14 protein-coding genes and 1 pseudogene are annotated in these 16,898 nt (G+C 47.6%); 6 read left to right on the top strand and 9 right to left on the bottom strand.

The features are described from left to right. Positions 1-33: 33 nt before the first annotated feature. Genes ACP2WE_RS16100 through ACP2WE_RS16085 form a run of 4 tightly spaced genes read right to left on the bottom strand, consistent with a single transcriptional unit; the run spans position 34 to position 4,161 of the window. Complete coding sequence (locus tag ACP2WE_RS16100; protein WP_425216565.1) at positions 34-2,217, bottom strand: SWIM zinc finger family protein; 2,184 nt, start codon at positions 2,215-2,217, stop codon at positions 34-36. Beyond that, positions 2,193-3,362, bottom strand: coding sequence for a VWA domain-containing protein (locus tag ACP2WE_RS16095; RefSeq protein WP_425216564.1), 1,170 nt, complete (start codon positions 3,360-3,362; stop codon positions 2,193-2,195). Before ACP2WE_RS16095 ends, ACP2WE_RS16100 begins: the two co-directional genes overlap by 25 nt. A 20-nt stretch (positions 3,363-3,382) precedes the next feature. Next, positions 3,383-3,898: a DUF2442 domain-containing protein gene (locus tag ACP2WE_RS16090; protein WP_425216563.1), complete on the bottom strand. Its 516-nt coding sequence runs from the start codon at positions 3,896-3,898 to the stop codon at positions 3,383-3,385. A 2-nt stretch (positions 3,899-3,900) separates the two neighbouring features. Next, positions 3,901-4,161 carry a DUF4160 domain-containing protein gene (locus ACP2WE_RS16085; protein ID WP_425216562.1) on the bottom strand — a complete coding sequence of 87 codons (261 nt, stop codon included), beginning with the start codon at positions 4,159-4,161 and terminating at the stop codon, positions 3,901-3,903. 230 nt (positions 4,162-4,391) lie between these two features. On the opposite strand from ACP2WE_RS16085, the gene ACP2WE_RS16080 reads away from it, so the two are divergent. Together ACP2WE_RS16080 and ACP2WE_RS16075 are read left to right on the top strand one after the other, a co-directional pair. After that, positions 4,392-5,771, top strand: a complete 1,380-nt coding sequence (locus ACP2WE_RS16080) for an FAD-binding oxidoreductase (protein ID WP_425216561.1) — start codon at positions 4,392-4,394, stop codon at positions 5,769-5,771. 113 nt (positions 5,772-5,884) lie between these two features. After that, positions 5,885-7,234, top strand: a complete 1,350-nt coding sequence (locus tag ACP2WE_RS16075) for a (Fe-S)-binding protein (RefSeq protein WP_425216634.1) — start codon at positions 5,885-5,887, stop codon at positions 7,232-7,234. Between the two features lie 72 nt (positions 7,235-7,306). Here the strand turns inward: ACP2WE_RS16075 and ACP2WE_RS16070 are convergent. The 4 genes and pseudogenes from ACP2WE_RS16070 to ACP2WE_RS16055 form a co-directional block, all read right to left on the bottom strand. Next, positions 7,307-7,618 (bottom strand): annotated as a pseudogene (locus tag ACP2WE_RS16070) (response regulator); the annotation flags it as partial. Next, on the bottom strand, positions 7,552-8,022 hold the full coding sequence (locus ACP2WE_RS16065) for a response regulator (RefSeq protein ID WP_425216560.1): 471 nt from the start codon (positions 8,020-8,022) through the stop codon (positions 7,552-7,554). The gene ACP2WE_RS16065 and the pseudogene ACP2WE_RS16070, both read right to left, overlap by 67 nt. A 2-nt stretch (positions 8,023-8,024) precedes the next feature. Then, entirely contained in the window at positions 8,025-9,401 is a 1,377-nt protein-coding gene (locus tag ACP2WE_RS16060) for a GAF domain-containing protein (RefSeq protein WP_425216559.1), read from the bottom strand. A 312-nt stretch (positions 9,402-9,713) separates the two neighbouring features. Next, entirely contained in the window at positions 9,714-10,400 is a 687-nt protein-coding gene (locus ACP2WE_RS16055; protein WP_425216558.1) for a DUF192 domain-containing protein, read from the bottom strand. Positions 10,401-10,459: 59 nt separating this feature from the next. Between ACP2WE_RS16055 and ACP2WE_RS16050 the strand changes: the two genes are divergently transcribed. The 3 genes from ACP2WE_RS16050 (at position 10,460) to ACP2WE_RS16040 (ending at position 13,946) form a co-directional block, all read left to right on the top strand. Then, a complete protein-coding gene (locus ACP2WE_RS16050; RefSeq protein WP_425216557.1) occupies positions 10,460-12,718 on the top strand; it encodes a glycoside hydrolase family 57 protein in 2,259 nt (752 codons plus the stop codon). A gap of 34 nt (positions 12,719-12,752) precedes the next feature. Then, a complete protein-coding gene (locus tag ACP2WE_RS16045; protein WP_425216556.1) occupies positions 12,753-13,334 on the top strand; it encodes a late competence development ComFB family protein in 582 nt (193 codons plus the stop codon). Between the two features lie 132 nt (positions 13,335-13,466). Beyond that, positions 13,467-13,946, top strand: coding sequence for a DUF4079 domain-containing protein (locus tag ACP2WE_RS16040; RefSeq protein ID WP_425216555.1), 480 nt, complete (start codon positions 13,467-13,469; stop codon positions 13,944-13,946). 101 nt (positions 13,947-14,047) lie between these two features. On the opposite strand, the gene ACP2WE_RS16035 is transcribed toward ACP2WE_RS16040, so the two are convergent. Beyond that, a complete protein-coding gene (locus ACP2WE_RS16035) occupies positions 14,048-14,242 on the bottom strand; it encodes a hypothetical protein (RefSeq protein ID WP_425216554.1) in 195 nt (64 codons plus the stop codon). Positions 14,243-14,260: 18 nt separating this feature from the next. Between ACP2WE_RS16035 and ACP2WE_RS16030 the strand changes: the two genes are divergently transcribed. Then, positions 14,261-16,753 carry a hypothetical protein gene (locus ACP2WE_RS16030; RefSeq protein ID WP_425216553.1) on the top strand — a complete coding sequence of 831 codons (2,493 nt, stop codon included), beginning with the start codon at positions 14,261-14,263 and terminating at the stop codon, positions 16,751-16,753. The last annotated feature ends 145 nt before the right edge of the window (positions 16,754-16,898 follow it).

Raw genomic sequence — 16,898 nt, 5'->3', positions numbered from 1 at the left:
TGCTTCTATTTCAACTGTGAATATACCCAGTAACTATCGCGATCGCATCAAATATTCTTTGACTGTAACCTCTTGGCACAGCAAGCACAAGTACCGCAGCCGCAATATATAGCCAGCCCGACTCTGCGGTTCTCGCGCCAAGCCGTTTAAACAATCTGCCAGAGATTTTAGCCCCACGGACTCAAACAAATTTGCCTCCAACTGCCATTGGTTGGCGATCGCTTCGGTCATCCGACTGCTCCCCTGCTCCGCCATACCTTGAATTTCCGCTGTCAACTTCTCCAGTCTTTGCTCTAACCGACTCAGTGGCATAGAGGTTTGAGGAATTTCTAGGCGATCTTCAATTTCTTCAAATTCCGCCCCTGTCGCGATCGCATTCTCATGTTGGGTAGTTTGAGTTGAACTACTGCCATGCTTAGTTGCTAAGGCAAAGCTAAGATTAACCACAGGCTGATGGGAACTCGCCTGCGATGGAGCGCTACAGAGCAAAGAGATAGGATAGAGTGACAGCCCCGATCGCGCGATCGCGATCTGCCCCACAATGCCCCATACACCCACCTGTTCTGGTTCCAACGCTTCCAAATACTGAATCCGCTGTTCCTCTCCAGCCCGAAACCTCACCTGCAACGGCAACAACTGTCCATCCTCATCGGCAACTAGCCAAGTAAACATCTGCTCCATTTCATCGAAACCCTTCTCACCCCAAACCCTAGGGCGAATCACGACTATTTCGCGCAGCAGATCGTATTCGCTCAGCCCCGATCGCACCGTCGTGGCAGCATAGCTGCGTAAAGCCGACCACGAATGAAAAAGGCGATCGGCAAAATCAATCTGGGTGGGGTCAACCGCCGCAATTCCGATTGCACGGGTTTTGCTAGAAGAGGATAAGCGGTTTAGGCGATTTCGCTTTGCTGCCATCAACTTAAATTGCGTTTGCGAAGCCTGTTCGGGCGTGGACAATCCTTCCCATGCACTCGGTTGCCTATATCGCACCTGCGGATTAAAGCCCGTACCCTGAAAGGTTGGTCTTGCCTCAGACCAGCAGCACCACTGTTTCGCTGCTAAATCCCAAAATAAAACCGTCAGCCCCGCATAGCCAGATTTGGTGACCCAATCATAGGCTCCCAAACCCGCCAGATCCAGCGTTCCGACTTCCTCATATTGGGTGCGATGCCAGCCAATCAGATCGGCTCTCGGTTCCTGTTTTTGCGAAAACCCATTCAAAAGCGCTTCGCATAGGGCATAGGTACGGGCAGCAGTTAAGAAGAGGCGAGTTTCATCGGCTTTGACATCGCGATCGCGACTTAGTTGCAACTCATCGGCGATACTCCGCAACATCAGCGACAGTCTGGGCAAATTCACCCCCGTAGCCGAAACTGCCAAGGTCGTAAACCGCTGTTGAATCGCCTCAGACAGATGGCACAGACCTACGTTCACGCATTCTCTCAGAAGTTGCATGGCTGCGACTAAAACCTGCGATCGACTGCGCGGAGAACCGCTAGCTGCTTGTAAGGAAGTGCTGCTGGTTTCAGAAGTTGCGATCGCGATGCCGTGGGATTGCTGGTAACTCAAAACCGCCGCCACCAAATGCCGACAGACCTGCCGCGATTTGCACGAACAGACCATACCTTCCAGTCCCATGTTGGGGAAATAGCGACAGACGACATTCTGGCGATGGAGGCGAATCGAAATTGGAACTGCTTCTTCAATCTCTATCGGGAAATCGATTCCTACAAGTTCTCTCGCCGCTTGGACTGTCTTTCTACCTGCCCATTTCACCAGATCCTCATGGCGATAACCCAGCAGTTCCTCTGATTTGCCTGTGGGATTGGGAAGATTCTCAGCAGTTCGATCTGGCGTTTCAATGGAATCTCGTTCCGATCCTGCTTCTGAGTTCTCAGTGAATTCCGTAGCATCCGATCTTGCTGTCTCAGCTAGCCACAAACTCGCAATCAAAATATGGCGACAGACATCCACGGCAGGACAGGTGCAACTGGCTTTGGTGATGCCCTGCTCTGGCATCGTCACCTCGGCATCGGCAACCCGCATTTTAATGGCTGTGGGCGTTTCTGAAGCAATGACTGGAACTTCGCCCTGTTGCAAATCTTTTTTGGCGCGGCGCAACAGACCTTTGTTGGCGATCGCTTCTAAAGCACTATCGTCAAACTGTAAAAGCTTTTGCTGGAGCTGTTTTAAGAGATGACTTTCGCTAACCACTGTGCTAACCTCTTGGGCGTTAATGCGGCGATTTCCATGCCAATTTCGGCAAGACGTTCTGCCATTTGGCGATCGTAATAGGGATTCGCAGATTCGTCTAGGGAAGCCAGACCCAATAGCGTCACGCTAGATTCTTTTAGCCTGCGACAGGTACTGAGGAGTTTCATGGGCGAGGCTCCCTCAGCAAAGTCGCTGACCAAGATGAGTACGGTGCGATTGGGATTTTCAATCAGTCCCTCGCAATAAGCGATCGCCTGTCCGATATCCGTGCCACCGCCTAATTGTACGCTCATCAAAATCTCTACGGGGTCATCGACATATTCCGACAGATCGACCACAGCCGTATCAAACACCACCAAGCTGACGCGCAACAACGGCAACCCTGCCAAAATCCCTGCCATCACAGCGCTATGAATCACCGAGTCTGCCATACTGCCACTTTGGTCGATGCAGAGAATCACCTGCCAAGGCACGCGCCTTTCCGTTCGCGCAAAAAAACGCACATTTTGGATAATCAGTCGCTGGCGTTCTGGGTCGTAATGCTTGAGGTTTTGGCGAATTGTCCCCCGCCAGTCCAGATTTTGGGCGACCTTGAGCGGGCTATGTTGAGCGCGGTTGAGCTTTCCTACGAGCACCCGCCGTACTTCGCTTGCCAAGCGTTGCTTAATTTCTTCGACCACCTCGCGAATAATGCGACGCGCCACCTGCAACACCTCTCCCTGCATCATGCCGCGAAAGGTGAGAATGGTTTTGAGCAAGCTGATATTCGGCTCTAGCTTTTCTAGCACCTGCGGATCGGTGACGAGTTCGGTCATGCCATAGCGATCGAGGGCATGTTTCTCCACAATCTCTACGGTTTCTTTAGGGAAAAGTTCGCGCACTTCCGCAATCCAACTGGGAACGTTGAGCTGACTCGGATCGAGGGAGCCTGGTTGCTTTTCCGTGCTGCTATCCTTTCCATCTTTTCCACGCATCCCCCGACCTTGATATTCTCTGCCATAGAGATAGTCGAGCGCCGCTTCGATACGCGCATCGCGCCCTTCCATCGGGCATTGCAGCTTGTCCTGTGCAAATCGTCCCAAGATATGCCGCCACCGCATTAAATTTTTAGGGTTGGATTTTGGAGAATCCACGCGATCGCTCATGATTGAAAACTCTTGAAATGCTATGAATCTAAAACGGTTAGGCTGTGAGGATTGTCAAGCTTAAGTAAGCGTTTTTCTTTAATCAAGTTTCCGTAGCAAATAATTAATTTTTTTTGTTGGTGAGCAGAAGTTGCGATCGCATATTCGCGTTCTTGTAAATCAATCTGAACTTGTCGTTTAGCGATCGTATCTTGAACGGTAACTTTTCCTATTCTTGCATTTCGAGGTCGATAGAGCTTAATTACATCCCCTTTTACTTCTGTAGCGATCGGCAGCTCAAAATTTGGAATAGCAAGCCCTGAAATAGCAGCATAAAGAACATCAGGGTCTAGATCGGCATCGTTCGCCCATTGGATAGTTCCCGATTCAGGGTTTACATATACGCTTTCAAAAAAATTTTTGTCTTGAAGCGGAGCAAAAACACCAGTGAATTCGATCAGTTTAGACAAATCTACAATTCCTTCTATTCCATCTTCAAACCACAAATGGAGCTTGTAATCTGGAAGTGTTTTAACAGCTAAAATATCTTGAAGCATATTTACTCCAGAGGTTGAATCATTTTTAAAGGTTGATTTTTAGTGGTAAGTTCCCAGTTTTCTAAAAGTTCCACTTGATGCAGATTTGCCCACTCAATCACCAAGTTGGTAACTTTTGTGGATAGTTCGCCAGCTAATAGGCTCGGAGGGGAAATGCGAATCAGTGCTTTTTGCTGATTATAACGAACATGAAAATGTGGCGGCAAATGATCGTTGTAGTACATCATTAAAGAAATACCCAGAAATCGGCTGATTTGTGGCATGGTTGGGATTTAAAAGTTTCTCAATAAACTTTATTGTTCGAATACCGATCGGGTTGCCATCTTGTCAAAGACAAGTTGTTGTATGTGCTTCATATAGCCTCAATATATATCTGCATAAATCTAGTTTAACTTTTCTTGCATAATTACTTTCAGAATATGACGACTACCTTTGTTTGCGATCGTAGAATGCAGTAAGGCATTTTTATAGTAAAACCCAATACAGAGCATTCGTGGCAACATCAGAGAAACAGAGCGCAGGGGACATCGCCGCAAGTTTTGCGGATATCGTGGGTTTAGGTAACGTTCAGACACTCGATCTGGCGGAACCGCACCTTAGATCGCAGATCGTGAATTCAACCATAGGTGTTGAAAATCTTGCCATTGTCTCCCCTAAAACCCAAACCAAGCTAGCCAGCGCGATCGCCTTGGCACATCAGCAGCAATGGCGCGTTTTACCCTACGGCAATGCCAGCAAACTGAGTTGGGGCGGACTGGTTCGCGGCGCAAACGTGGCAATTAGCACGACTGGCTGCGATCGCTTGATCGAGCATTGCGTAGGCGATCTCACTGTCACCGTCGAGGCAGGCATGAAGTTTGCCGACCTCCAGAAGATTTTGGCGCAGGAGGGGCAGTATTGCGCGATCGATCCTGCCTATCCTCACGAAGCTACGCTGGGTGGAATTGTGGCGACGGCTAGTACAGGTTCGCTGCGGCATCGTTATGGTGGCTTGCGCGATATGTGTCTCGGCATTTCCTTTGTGCGATCGGATGGCGAGTTGGTCAAGGCAGGTGGTCGGGTAGTCAAAAATGTGGCAGGCTACGATCTGATGAAACTGCTGACGGGGTCTTATGGTACGTTGGGCATAATTTCCCAGTTGACCTTTCGGCTATATCCTTTGCCAGAAGCCAAGCAAACCGTTATTTTGACGGGCAAAGCCGAGGCGATCGCGGAATTAAGAAATAAAATTCTATCCTCGACCTTAACCCCTACGGTTTTAGATCTGCTCTCTTCCAGTTTGCTGAAGGAATTGGGATACGGGCAGGATACGGGCAAAGAGCTTGGATTAGTGGCTCGGTTTGAGACCTTAAAAGTCAGCGCGATCGAGCAAAGCGATCGCTTGGTAGAGCTTGGCAAATCCCTTCATCTCAAGGCGGAAGTACTATCAGAAGCAGAGGATTTCTTGCCGAGGCTAGAGAATTTGGTTTGGCAACCGAGTCCGCAGTCCAGTCTGGAGGGAAATTCTAAACTGATTGCTAAACTGGGCATACTTCCTTCTAAAGCTGTCAATATCTTGGTAGAACTCGAAGCGATTGCGCGTACCCTGTCAGAATCCATTCCACAATCTTTCGTTCAAATCCATGCGGCGGCGGGGCTAGGAACGCTACGCTTCGATCTTACGGGAGGATTCGATCCTCAAGAGTTGCTCTTAAAGATTCGCCATCTAGCGAACGATACGGGCGGATTTCTCACGATCTTGGAAGCTCCACCTGCACTCAAACAAAAACTAGATGTCTGGGGATATACGGGCAATGCGATCGAAATCATGCAACGAATTAAGCATCAATTTGACCCGCATCACATTCTCAGCCCCCATCGATTATTCATGTGATGTAGGGGCAATTCATGAATTGCCCCTACATCGATCGCCAATCACTCATCCTCACCATTCAAACTATGCAAACCTCAGAAATGTCCTCTGAAGAACTTCCAGAAACCAGTCAAATGAATAGCTTTGACTTCAAAAGCCTAGAATTCAAAAATTTTGACACTCAAAATCCACCTGATGCCACTCTGATCGATGCCTGCGTCCATTGTGGCTTTTGCTTATCGACCTGTCCCAGCTATCGCGTTATGGGCAAAGAGACAGACTCGCCAAGGGGCAGAATCTATTTGATGGATGGTGTGAATGAAGGCAAGATTCCACTATCTGGGGCAATTACACAGCATTTTGACTCTTGTTTGGGATGCCTTGCTTGCGTAACCACCTGCCCCTCTGGAGTGCAGTATGACAAATTAATTGCAGCCACTCGCGCCCAAGTGGAACGAAATCACGATCGCCCGTTATCTGAGAAACTGTTGCGAAAGTTGATTTTCTCGATCTTCCCCTATCCCAATCGCTTACGGGCTTTGCTAGCTCCATTACTGGTCTATCAAAGATTGGGATTGCAAAAAATCATGCGATCGTCTGGGCTGTTGGCAAAGATCTTGCCAAAATCGCTAGCAGCCATGGAATCCGTTTTACCTGAGATTACACCTGAGTCATTTCAAGATATTTTCCCTGAGGTAATCCCAGCCCAAGGGACAAAACGCTATCGCGTCGGCATGATTTTGGGCTGCGTGCAGCGCGTCTTTTTACCTGCCGTGAATACAGCAACCGTAAGGGTTTTAGCCGCGAATGGTTGTGAGGTTGTGATTCCTAGGTCTCAAGGCTGCTGTGCTGCCCTCTCTCAGCATCAAGGACAAGAGGAGCAAGCAAAATCTCTAGCCCGTGCCACGATCGACAGCTTTGCGAATACGGATGTCGATGCAGTGATTATCAATGCTTCAGGTTGCGGTCACACGATGAAGGAGTACGGTCATATTCTGCAAGATGACCCAGAATATGCAGCCAAAGCCAAAGAATTTGCCAAGAAAGTAAAGGATGTACAGGAATTCCTCGCAGATGTAGGTTTAACGGTAAAGCTCTTCCCTTTACAGGAAGCTTCGCCTTTAACGATTGTCTATCAAGATGCCTGTCACATGCTGCACGGACAGAAAATTAGCGTGCAACCGCGTCAACTTTTAAAACAAATTCCGAACGTGCAATTGCGAGAACCTCTAGATGCGGCTCTATGTTGCGGCAGTGCGGGGGTATATAACATTTTGCAGCCTGAGGTAGGAGACGAATTAGGCAAGCAGAAAGTAGAGAATCTCGTGGATACGGGTGCAAGCTTGATTGCTTCCGCCAACGTGGGTTGTACGATTCAAATCCGCAAACATTTGAAACTACAATGCCAGCGAGTTCCCGTGATGCATCCAATGGAACTCTTAGATCTCTCCATCCGAGGTGAGAAGTTAAGGTCAATCGATTAGGATTGCTATAAATAATAATTTGTAATAGCTTGAGATTTGCGTTCCGTGCCTAGCGCGATCTACACAATGATATTACGGAACCAAAAGATTTTGAATGGTGGCGATCAATTGCCTCATCTTTACGGGTTTAATCACGTAATCATTGGCTCCTGCGGCTAAACAGCGATCGCGATCGCCATCCATCGCTAATGCAGTGAGCGCGACGATCGGTACATCGATTAAGTTGCGATCGATGCGAATCTGCCGCATTGCTTCTAATCCATCTATCCCAGGCATTTGAATATCCATCAAAATTAGATCGGGATGTGCAGATTGAGCTAAAGCGATCGCCTCCTGTCCATTTTTCGCCAAAAGCGTGCGATAGCCTTTGGCTTCAAGATAGCTGTAATATCACTTTTAATCAGATAGTCTGCTGCCCCTAGTTTCATTGCCTGTACGGCAGTACGCTCATCTCCCTGTCCAGTTAGGACGATCGCAGGTAATTTCTCATCAGCTTTATCAGTACCAATCTCTGTCAGAAATTCCAACCCATCGCCATCAGGTAAGCTCATATCAACCAACACCACATCTGGATGCTGCGATCGCCATAACTCCAGCCCTGCTTCTAGGGTTTCGGCTGTGATAATGCGATAGGACTGCTCTGCGTTCGATTGTAGATAGCGAATGTAGGTAGTGCGATCGATTTCAGAATCTTCTACAATCAGGATCGTCGTTGGAGATGGCAGGGCTTGGAAGAAGCTAGTACTTCTACCATCCTGAGAAATGCCTCTAGGGGGCGAGTTTGGCATAATTATAGCGGTATGAGATCGGCTTTTATCCGTTTCGCATTTGCGATCTCTCGTCCTTCGGGAATCAGTAACTCGACCTGACCCGTCCGATCGAACATCGGATGCAGAGAAAAGTCGATGGGAATCACCGTTTGATTTGCACCCCAAATATCCACTTCATAGCGGACAAACTCCCCTTTCGCTGCCAGAGCGATCGCCTGTTTCAATTGAGCTTGGGTTTCAGCCGAAATCTGCCACCAATAGGTCTCCCAAAGGGGACGACCCATCACCTTTTCAGCCTCAATTCCACCAACTGTTAGGAAAGATTTATTCACTTCCAAGACAGTACCATCAATCGCCAACAATCCCATAAACTGGAACATACGATCGAAAATGGCACGAAAGCGATTTTCAGTAAATTTGAGTGCCCTCTTTCGTTCCTTACCTTTCCGTGTTAGGGATTTGTTGAGAACTTGGAGTGATTGAAATAGTTCTGCCTGTTGAATAGAGAGTGACAACTGTGTCGATAAGCGTTGCAATAACTCGATGTCTGACGCTTCCCATTGTCGTGGCTCAGAACATTGATGCAAAATCAAAAAGCCCCAAAGGAGTTGAGGTTCGCCAATGGGTATCACCAAATTTGCTCGCACCTGAAACTGTTCGAGCAGTTGAATGTGGCATGGGGAAAGGTTTGCAGCATAGATGTCGGCGGCAGCAAAGACTCTGCCCTCTTGATAGTCCCCACTAAGATAGCTCTGAAAGCAAGTATCGACAATTTGAGCGTTCAGACAGGGAGTCCAAGGGGAAACAATCGCCTCGGCTACGACTGTCCCACTCATATCGGGATTAAATTGGTAGATGATGACCCGATCGACAGCCAAAAATTCATGCACTTTTTGGACGATCGCATTCAAAATTGAGCTTAAATTGATATATTTCCTTGTTTGAAGGGCGATTTCAGCAATCATCGCCTCTTGCTGCTGCGATCGCTGCAATTGACGAGCAAGGGTGATGCGATCGCGTACCTGAGAGACACTAATGCAGAGAGAAATCGCCGTGATATCCCGCTTGACGAGATAGTCTAACGCTCCTAGCTTCATCGCTTGCACAGCGAGCCTTTCATCGCCATGTCCAGTTAACATGATTACCCCTGGTTGCATATCAGGGGAGCTTTTTCCCATCGCCTTTAGCAAGTCCAATCCATCCCCATCAGGAAGCAAATAATCTACTAGAACGATTTCAGGATGCTGCGATCGCCATAGCTCTATCCCTTCAGCCAATGTTTCTGCTTCGATGATGTGATAAGACCAGTCTGGATCTTGCTGGAGATAGCGAATATAGGTGGCGCGATCGACCTCCGAATCATCAACAATCAGAATAGTTGTCAGCCTTTTACTCACTTTTATTTATATCTCCATGTATATCCCCATGTTTAAAAAATTTTGATAATTATAAAAAAAGGGCTTTCCTTCATTTTATCTCTTCATCATATTATTTATCTTTGTGAGATTTTCATGATTCATTGTTATGTAGCTAAGAGTTGTTGAATATCTAGAGCGATCCTATTCGATCCATGAGAGCTTCTTTCCTCTGCATTGCGTGTAGGGGCAATTCATGAATTGCCCCTACACGCATGCTATCTGTCGGTTAGGAGTGGTGCATGAGGATTAAATCGACTTTGAAAGAATTGCACTTTCATCAATCTAAAATCCTTAGTGAGAATTTGGTTTTGTGATAGGCGTGGAGTCAGGGAGCGTCGTGTCTGTAGATGCTGTAAGCGGTGTAACCACAATGCGATCGCCTACCTTTACACCCATTTGCATTGCCCAACCTGCCCGCAATTCGATCACCTGATCGGCAACAACGCCCTCGCTGGGATAGATCGCACAGGGCTCTGCCACACAGGGCGGGGCGGAATGCGCGATCGCTTTCACTTCCCCTTTATACAAAAACAGCATATCTAGATCGACAGGCACGTTTTTCATCCAAAAGGCGATTTGCCGCGCTGGGTCAAACGGAAATAACATGCCGCGATCGTCAGGTAAGGCGGGGCGATACATTAACCCCTTGGCTTGCTCGGCAAAGGTGCGGGCGACTTCTAGTTGCACGGTGCGTCCTGCAATTTCAGCTTTGGCAGTAATGGGTAGAGATTGTGCCAGTTGAGGGTTGGGCTGGGGCAATTGGGGTTTACTAGATGTAGGGGGTGTGGGTACTGAACTGGGTTTTATCGTTGTATTGAGATTGGGTTTAGCACTAGGTTCAGGTAGAGTGCTAGGCTTAGAAGCGTCAGACACTACGGGTTGCGTACAGCCCATTAAGCAAAGCGGCAAAATTAAGTAAAGGGGCAAACGCCAAAAATAAGCTCGATGCCAGTTTTTTAGAGCTTTTAGATTTTTCATGTTCGTATTATCCATTAAGGATATGTAACAATTTTTAAATATTGAGCCTGCCATAACCTATGTCTCTTCCCTTATACGTTGCGTTTATCTGGCACCAGCATCAACCACTCTATAAGAGTCCGATCGCTGGCAAATATCGTATGCCTTGGGTGAGGCTACATGGGGTCAAAGACTATTTAGATTTGGTGTTGCTCTTGGCAAAATATCCAAAACTTCACCAGACTGTCAATTTAGTCCCTTCTCTGATTGCTCAGCTACAAGATTATAGTGAAGGCAATGCCTTCGATCCATATTTGGAGCTAACCCTAACACCCGTTGCTAATTTTGACGCAGATCGGCGGCGTTTTGTGGCAGAGCGTTTTTTTGATGCCTACCATCACACCATGGTCGAGCCCTATCCGCGCTATGCCCAACTCTTAGCCCAAAAAAAGCAATATGGTACGGACTGGTGTGTGGCAAACTGGACGCATCAAGACTTTAGCGATCTCTTGGCTTGGCATAATCTGACTTGGATCGATCCCCTATTTCGCGAAACCGATCCTCAGATTAAGGCTTGGTTCGATCGCGGTGAAGGCTTTACCCTCAGCGATCGTCAGTTAATTTACACCAAGCAAAAAGAGATCATCGCCCAAATTTTGCCCCAACACCATGCGATGCAAGCGCAGGGGCAGCTTGAAATTACCACAACTCCCTATACGCACCCGATCATGCCTTTGCTGGCAGACAACTATTCAGGCAGGGTGGCTGTCTCCGACATGTTGCTACCAGGAATTCGCTATCGTTGGGACTCTGATATCAACCTACATTTAGAAAAATCGAAGCGCATTTACCGAAAACACTTCGAGTGCGAGCCACGCGGTCTATGGCCCTCAGAACAATCGGTCAGCCCTGCCATCTTGCCCCATGTTGCCAAGCATGGCTTTTCTTGGTTGTGTTCCGATGAAGGCGTTTTGGGATGGAGTTTAGGGCATTATTTTCGCCGCGACGAACGAGGCGGCGTCCTAGATCCCCATCTGTTATATCAGCCCTATCGTCTAGAAACCATGCATGGGGACTTAGCGATCGTATTTCGCGATCGGCGCTTGTCTGACCTGATCGGGTTTAGTTATAGCTCCATGTCACCCCAAGCAGCCTGCGACGATCTATACGATCACCTGGAGAGCATTCATGTGGCTCAGCAAGAATATTTGCAAAACAACCCATCGGCTGACCCTAAGCGACCTTGGCTTGTGACGATCGCCCTTGATGGCGAAAATTGCTGGGAATATTACCCGCAAGATGGCAAGCCATTTTTAGAAACCCTGTACGAGCGCTTCTCAAAAACGGACGACATTCAATTAGTCACTGTGTCAGAGTTTGTCGAGCACTTTCCTCCCGTGGATAAAATTCCACCGCACCAACTCCATAGCGGCTCTTGGATTGATGCCAACTTCACCACATGGATCGGCGACCCGATCAAAAATCGGGCTTGGGATCTATTGGCAGAAACCAGACAGGTTTTGGCAAATCATACCGAAGCGACCCAAGAGAATAATCCTGAAGCTTGGGAAAACCTATTTGCAGCAGAGGGTTCTGACTGGTTTTGGTGGTTTGGCGACGGACATAACTCCGATCACGATCACGTTTTTGACCAACTGTTTCGCGAGCACTTGCAGGCAGTTTATCGCGCCCTGAATGAGCCTGTGCCAACAGGTCTGCTGTATCCCCTAGAGCCGCATGATGTCTCGCCCAGCGATCGCCCCACCAGTTTTATTCATCCAGTGATTGACGGACGGGTTGACAAACAAGATTGGGATGGGGCGGGGCGGCTAGAAATTGGTGGCATGCGCGGAACAATGCATCAAGCCAGTTTGGTGCAACGCCTATGGTACGGGGTCGATCACTTTAACGTTTATCTGAGAGTGGACTTTCATGCCGATCTTTATCAAGGCGAGTTAAATAAGAAATTATTAACAGAATCTCAATCGACTTTACATTTACTATGGTTTTATCCCGAACAAACCAATTACAATAGCCCTATTCAACTAACAGGTTTGCCAAATATTTCACCCTTAAATTACCTGTTTCATCACCATCTAAGTGTCGATCTGTCCAATCATTCCATCGATTTTCAAGAAGCGATCGAAGATCATCAGTGGAAAAATATGCCTACACAGGCGAAAATGGGACTTGATCAATGTTTAGAAATTGCTGTACCTTGGTGCGATCTTGTAGTAAAACCTCAGTCCTTAACCCGATTAGTCGTTATGCTCAGCCGAAACGGTCAGTTTCAAACATCTTTGCCAGAATATACGATTATTCCAATTGAAGTGCCCTGAGTTACCTTAACTTTAGAGAGAGAAATCTTTAGAAATGTCAAGTTCTGTGGAAAAATCCAATTCAACCAGTATAGAGAAAATCGTAGAGCAAGCTTTGCAAGACGGTTATCTAACTCCTGCGATGGAGGCTGAAGTCGGACGCATCTGTGACAGTGCTTTTGAACTGTCTGTAGAAGAGTACATGGCGCTCGATCGCTTGATGGGTGCTTTGCTCACAGGTGAAGTGGTTGCCGTCCCGCGCAAACAGTTTATCAACGTCATGGAGGAGTTAGTCCTCAGCGAAGCTGTCGCTAGGGTTGCAGAAATTGAGGAACATAGCGGTAAGATTCTCGATTTAGGGGATATTGCTGCCTACGCGCTGAATCGCTTGCCTCCCCTCTATGCGACCACCGAGCAGGGAGCGGTTTACCAAAGAGAGCGTGCCTTAGCCGATCTCCAGCATTTGATCGTACAACAGGTTAAAGAAGCGATCGAGCGTAACCTCGATCGTCCTGAGTTTTTCCCCGATCGCTCCAGCTTTGGACAAACGGGCAAAGACACGGTACTTACCCAAATCAGTGCCCTCTTGCAAACGATCGCCCCAAACTTTGAGAACGATCCCTCTCAACAAAATTAGTTGTCAGTATCAAAAATTAGTTGTCAGTTGTCAGTTGTCAGTTCAAGTGTTAATTCCAAATAAATGCAGCTAACCGATAACCGATAACTTTTTACCGATAGCCGATAACCTTATTACCCTTTATCCGCTCAAATGACCCAACTCACCCAAGTCCTCCAACCGATCGCCAATCAATTTGAGAAATTGGGTACTCCTGAGCCCATTGTGCATTGGGGACACCCCTTTTTTATGGCGATCGTAATTTTTATCATGGGCAGCTATGTCGGTTATGCGGGATGGCGTAGTCGCATTGCTACCGACCAAGAAATTGTTACAAAAAGTAAAGCCGATCACCGCAAACTTGCCCCATTGATGTCTGCATTTTTAGCGGCAGGCTATACGGGTGGTTTATTGTCCTTGGTGATGCAAGACAAGCCTTTGTTAGAAAGTCCTCACTTTTGGACGGGCTCAACGATTTTAATCTTGTTGGCGGTTAATGCCACACTTTCGCTCACAGGCTTTGCGGGGAATAAAGCCATCCTCCGCACTACCCATGCTTATGTGGGTAGTGCTATTCTCGTTTTGCTATTTGTTCATGCTGCGTTAGGGCTAAAACTAGGACTAGCCATTTAAACGAATGGTTGGTATAGCAAGATAAGCAATTTTTTCTCTGCCTAGAATAAATCGTAGGGGCAACTCATGAGTTGCCCCTACATCCACATCAAATGGGATTGCTATAACAAGTTGTAATTAGCTTCTAGAGCGGGATTTTGAAAGAGCGATCGCAGTTTGGGTGACGGGTTATAGACCTTTGCGGGAATCGCTAACAACCAACCGCCAATCGCTAATCGATAAACTTCATAAAGACGGAATAATAAATTTGTGCCTAATCCGTAACTATGGGTTAGTATTTGGCATATTTGTTGCAAGTTTTTATCGCAAGCCTTATGGACAACTGGGAGTTTTTGTTACAAAAGAAAGGTGACAAGTCCTGGTTACCCCTAGAGTCACCAACCGTAGAGATTCTAGAGGGGCAATATCGTTTGGCTGCAAGATCTGAGTTAGCCAATACCATGATTGGGATTCAGATTACTTATCAGCCTAGTTCAGAATCTAGCCACCACCCCAATCAGCAAAGAATCTCGAAGCGGGTCAGCCCAGATGGACTGCTGATTGTGATGCCTTACACCCACTTTGCCCCAGGTGCTTGGCAAATTAGCTGTCAAACGGTTGAACCACAACCCGATCGCAAGAGCAATCGACCTGCCGTTGTTAAATTTGACGTGCAAGCCATTTCCCCTGAGTTAGCCTCTGAATGGCATTTGCCCGACTTAACTGTAGTAGAGACAAACGCTGAGCGTAGAGCGTCGGATCGGTTTGAATCTACAGATATAGATAATGTTTTAGGGATTGCAGACCCTCAGCCTGTTGCTTCTCCATCGATATCCGCTCAAGCTAAAACCACGGCTAAACCATCGGCTACCGCACCCACTGCTTATCCCTCTCCCATGATGCAGATGGCAGAACAGATGTCAGAGCAATTGGTGCAGTCTTTACTAGATGAGTTTTCGCCTTTTGATGATGACTTTAATCAAGATCTCGATAGTTTAAATTTCAATCTAGAGGCAGAAGCCCCTTCGCAATCCGACGAGCCAAGCGATGAGCCAGTAGCGGTATCTAGTAGCCAGACTGAGATTGCTGCAGAGCCTACAGATTCCACACTCCCACAGATTTTACTCAGCCTCGATCGAGCCCAATATTTAGTCTCGCCGCAAAGCAACATTACGATCGCTGGCGAAGCCTACACCGCAGGTGAGTTAGAAATAACGCTCAAAAACCCTGAAAATCTCGAAATTTTGGTCAATGTTTGTCACTTTGTCCCTCAAGAGCCTACAGATTCTCTCAGTTCTAACGTTTTCCCCTTTCAATATGTCGTCAACATTCCCCGTCAAGCTGGCATACAGGTACTGATCGGCGAAATCAAGCTTTATCCGACGGATAGTTCGCTACAGGATGCGCAGTCCTATCAACTCAGTCAAGCGATTACAGCTACCGCCCAATCCCCGACGCTGCTTGCCGATGTTGCTAAGGAAATGGAAGCGATCGCAAATTCTATGGCTGAGCCGCCTACGACGGTAGGGACTTCAAGTAAGGCGAAAGCCGCGCCCAAGAAAATGGCGAAGAATACGTCTGCTTTAGAACTGCCCCCACTTTCCTCTACGCCAAGTCCTACGACAAAAAAGCCTACGCCCTCCACGCCACCCCAACCGACTTCTGAAAGCAAATCACCTAGCCTACCCAATCTGCCAATCAACAAAACGCCTTCTATTCAAGATGCACCCATAAACTTATCGGCAAATCAAGGGCAAGAAGCTATAAATTCGCCCCAGAACTACGAAGAGTTTACCGAACTGTTTGAGTCAGAGCTATTAGATTCGGAGGCTAGGTATCCTCAATCATCTATAAATGCCCAAATATCGGGCTCTGATGAGCCCGACTTGCTCTACCTGTTTGAAGAAGATTTGCCCAGTGATTACCAGCAAATGCTGGAGGAACCACCTAAAAGCGAGCAACCTTCTTTGCTGGGGGCATTAAATATCGGCGATCGCTTTCTGAGTAAGCTGCAAAGTCTGTCTTTAGATGCGATCGCGACGAAACCTGAGGATTCTGAATCTACTCCTAGCTCAGATCCTGTAGAACCAGAACCAGTAAAGCCAGAAGAAATTGCCTCAACCACTTCCACCGATTCAATAGCCAGTAGTGCCTCGCCTCAAACCGATGCCATTGCCGATCTAGACCAAGAATTGGAACAGTTGCTATCATCCTCTGAGTCAGGTAGCCCACAGGCAGAGCGACTCTGGGAAGACCCCAACGCACCCTTGAGCGAGGCTCTCAACCAAGAGTATTACGAGGCACTGAGTCAGAGACAAGCTGCGATTTCCCCCGATCTTGCCAATCCCAATTATGCCCAAGCAGGGGGGCAGATTCAAGATGAAGGCATGGGAACTGCCCAAAATCCTGCTAGTGCGACAGCCAAAGCTCAAAATATTCCCACTCTGGCACCACAAGACCCAATTCCTCTGCCTACGATCGAAATCCCCATAGGCGATCTGGTTGCAGGTACACCGATTCCAGCCAGAGTTAAATTGCCCGCGATCGCGCCGCAACTGTTTGTCAAATTTTGGATCAAGGATTGTCAAACCCGTGCCACCATTGATGGCCCTCGGTGGTTGGTCGATTTTAAACCTGAATCCGAGCCTGAGTTTGTGGAAACAACCATGCAAATTTCCATACCCCTCGGCAGCATGGAAGTTGCCTTAGAAGCGGTCACGATCGAAGTGCAAACCCAGAGAGAAAGCCATAAAACCCGAATTACCCGTTCGGTCACTCCTCCCAATCTCGATCGAGATAACGATCTAGACTTTGAGATTGCGCTTTAGGAGCTTTCTTAACCTCAGTTCGAGATAAGAAAAGCTGAAACCCTTTATCTGAGCTATTGATGCCGTAAATGCTAAATTCTCCCCCAAAAATCCCATTTACCCTGCAAATCAGGGCAGGCACGGGGGCACTGCCCCTACAATTGGG

The sequence above is a fragment of the Tumidithrix helvetica PCC 7403 genome (assembly GCF_965232925.1).
Lineage (GTDB): Bacteria > Cyanobacteriota > Cyanobacteriia > Pseudanabaenales > Pseudanabaenaceae > Tumidithrix > Tumidithrix helvetica.
The sequence above is the reverse complement of the archived record's forward strand: the minus strand, read 5'-3'. Positions and strand labels throughout refer to the sequence as shown.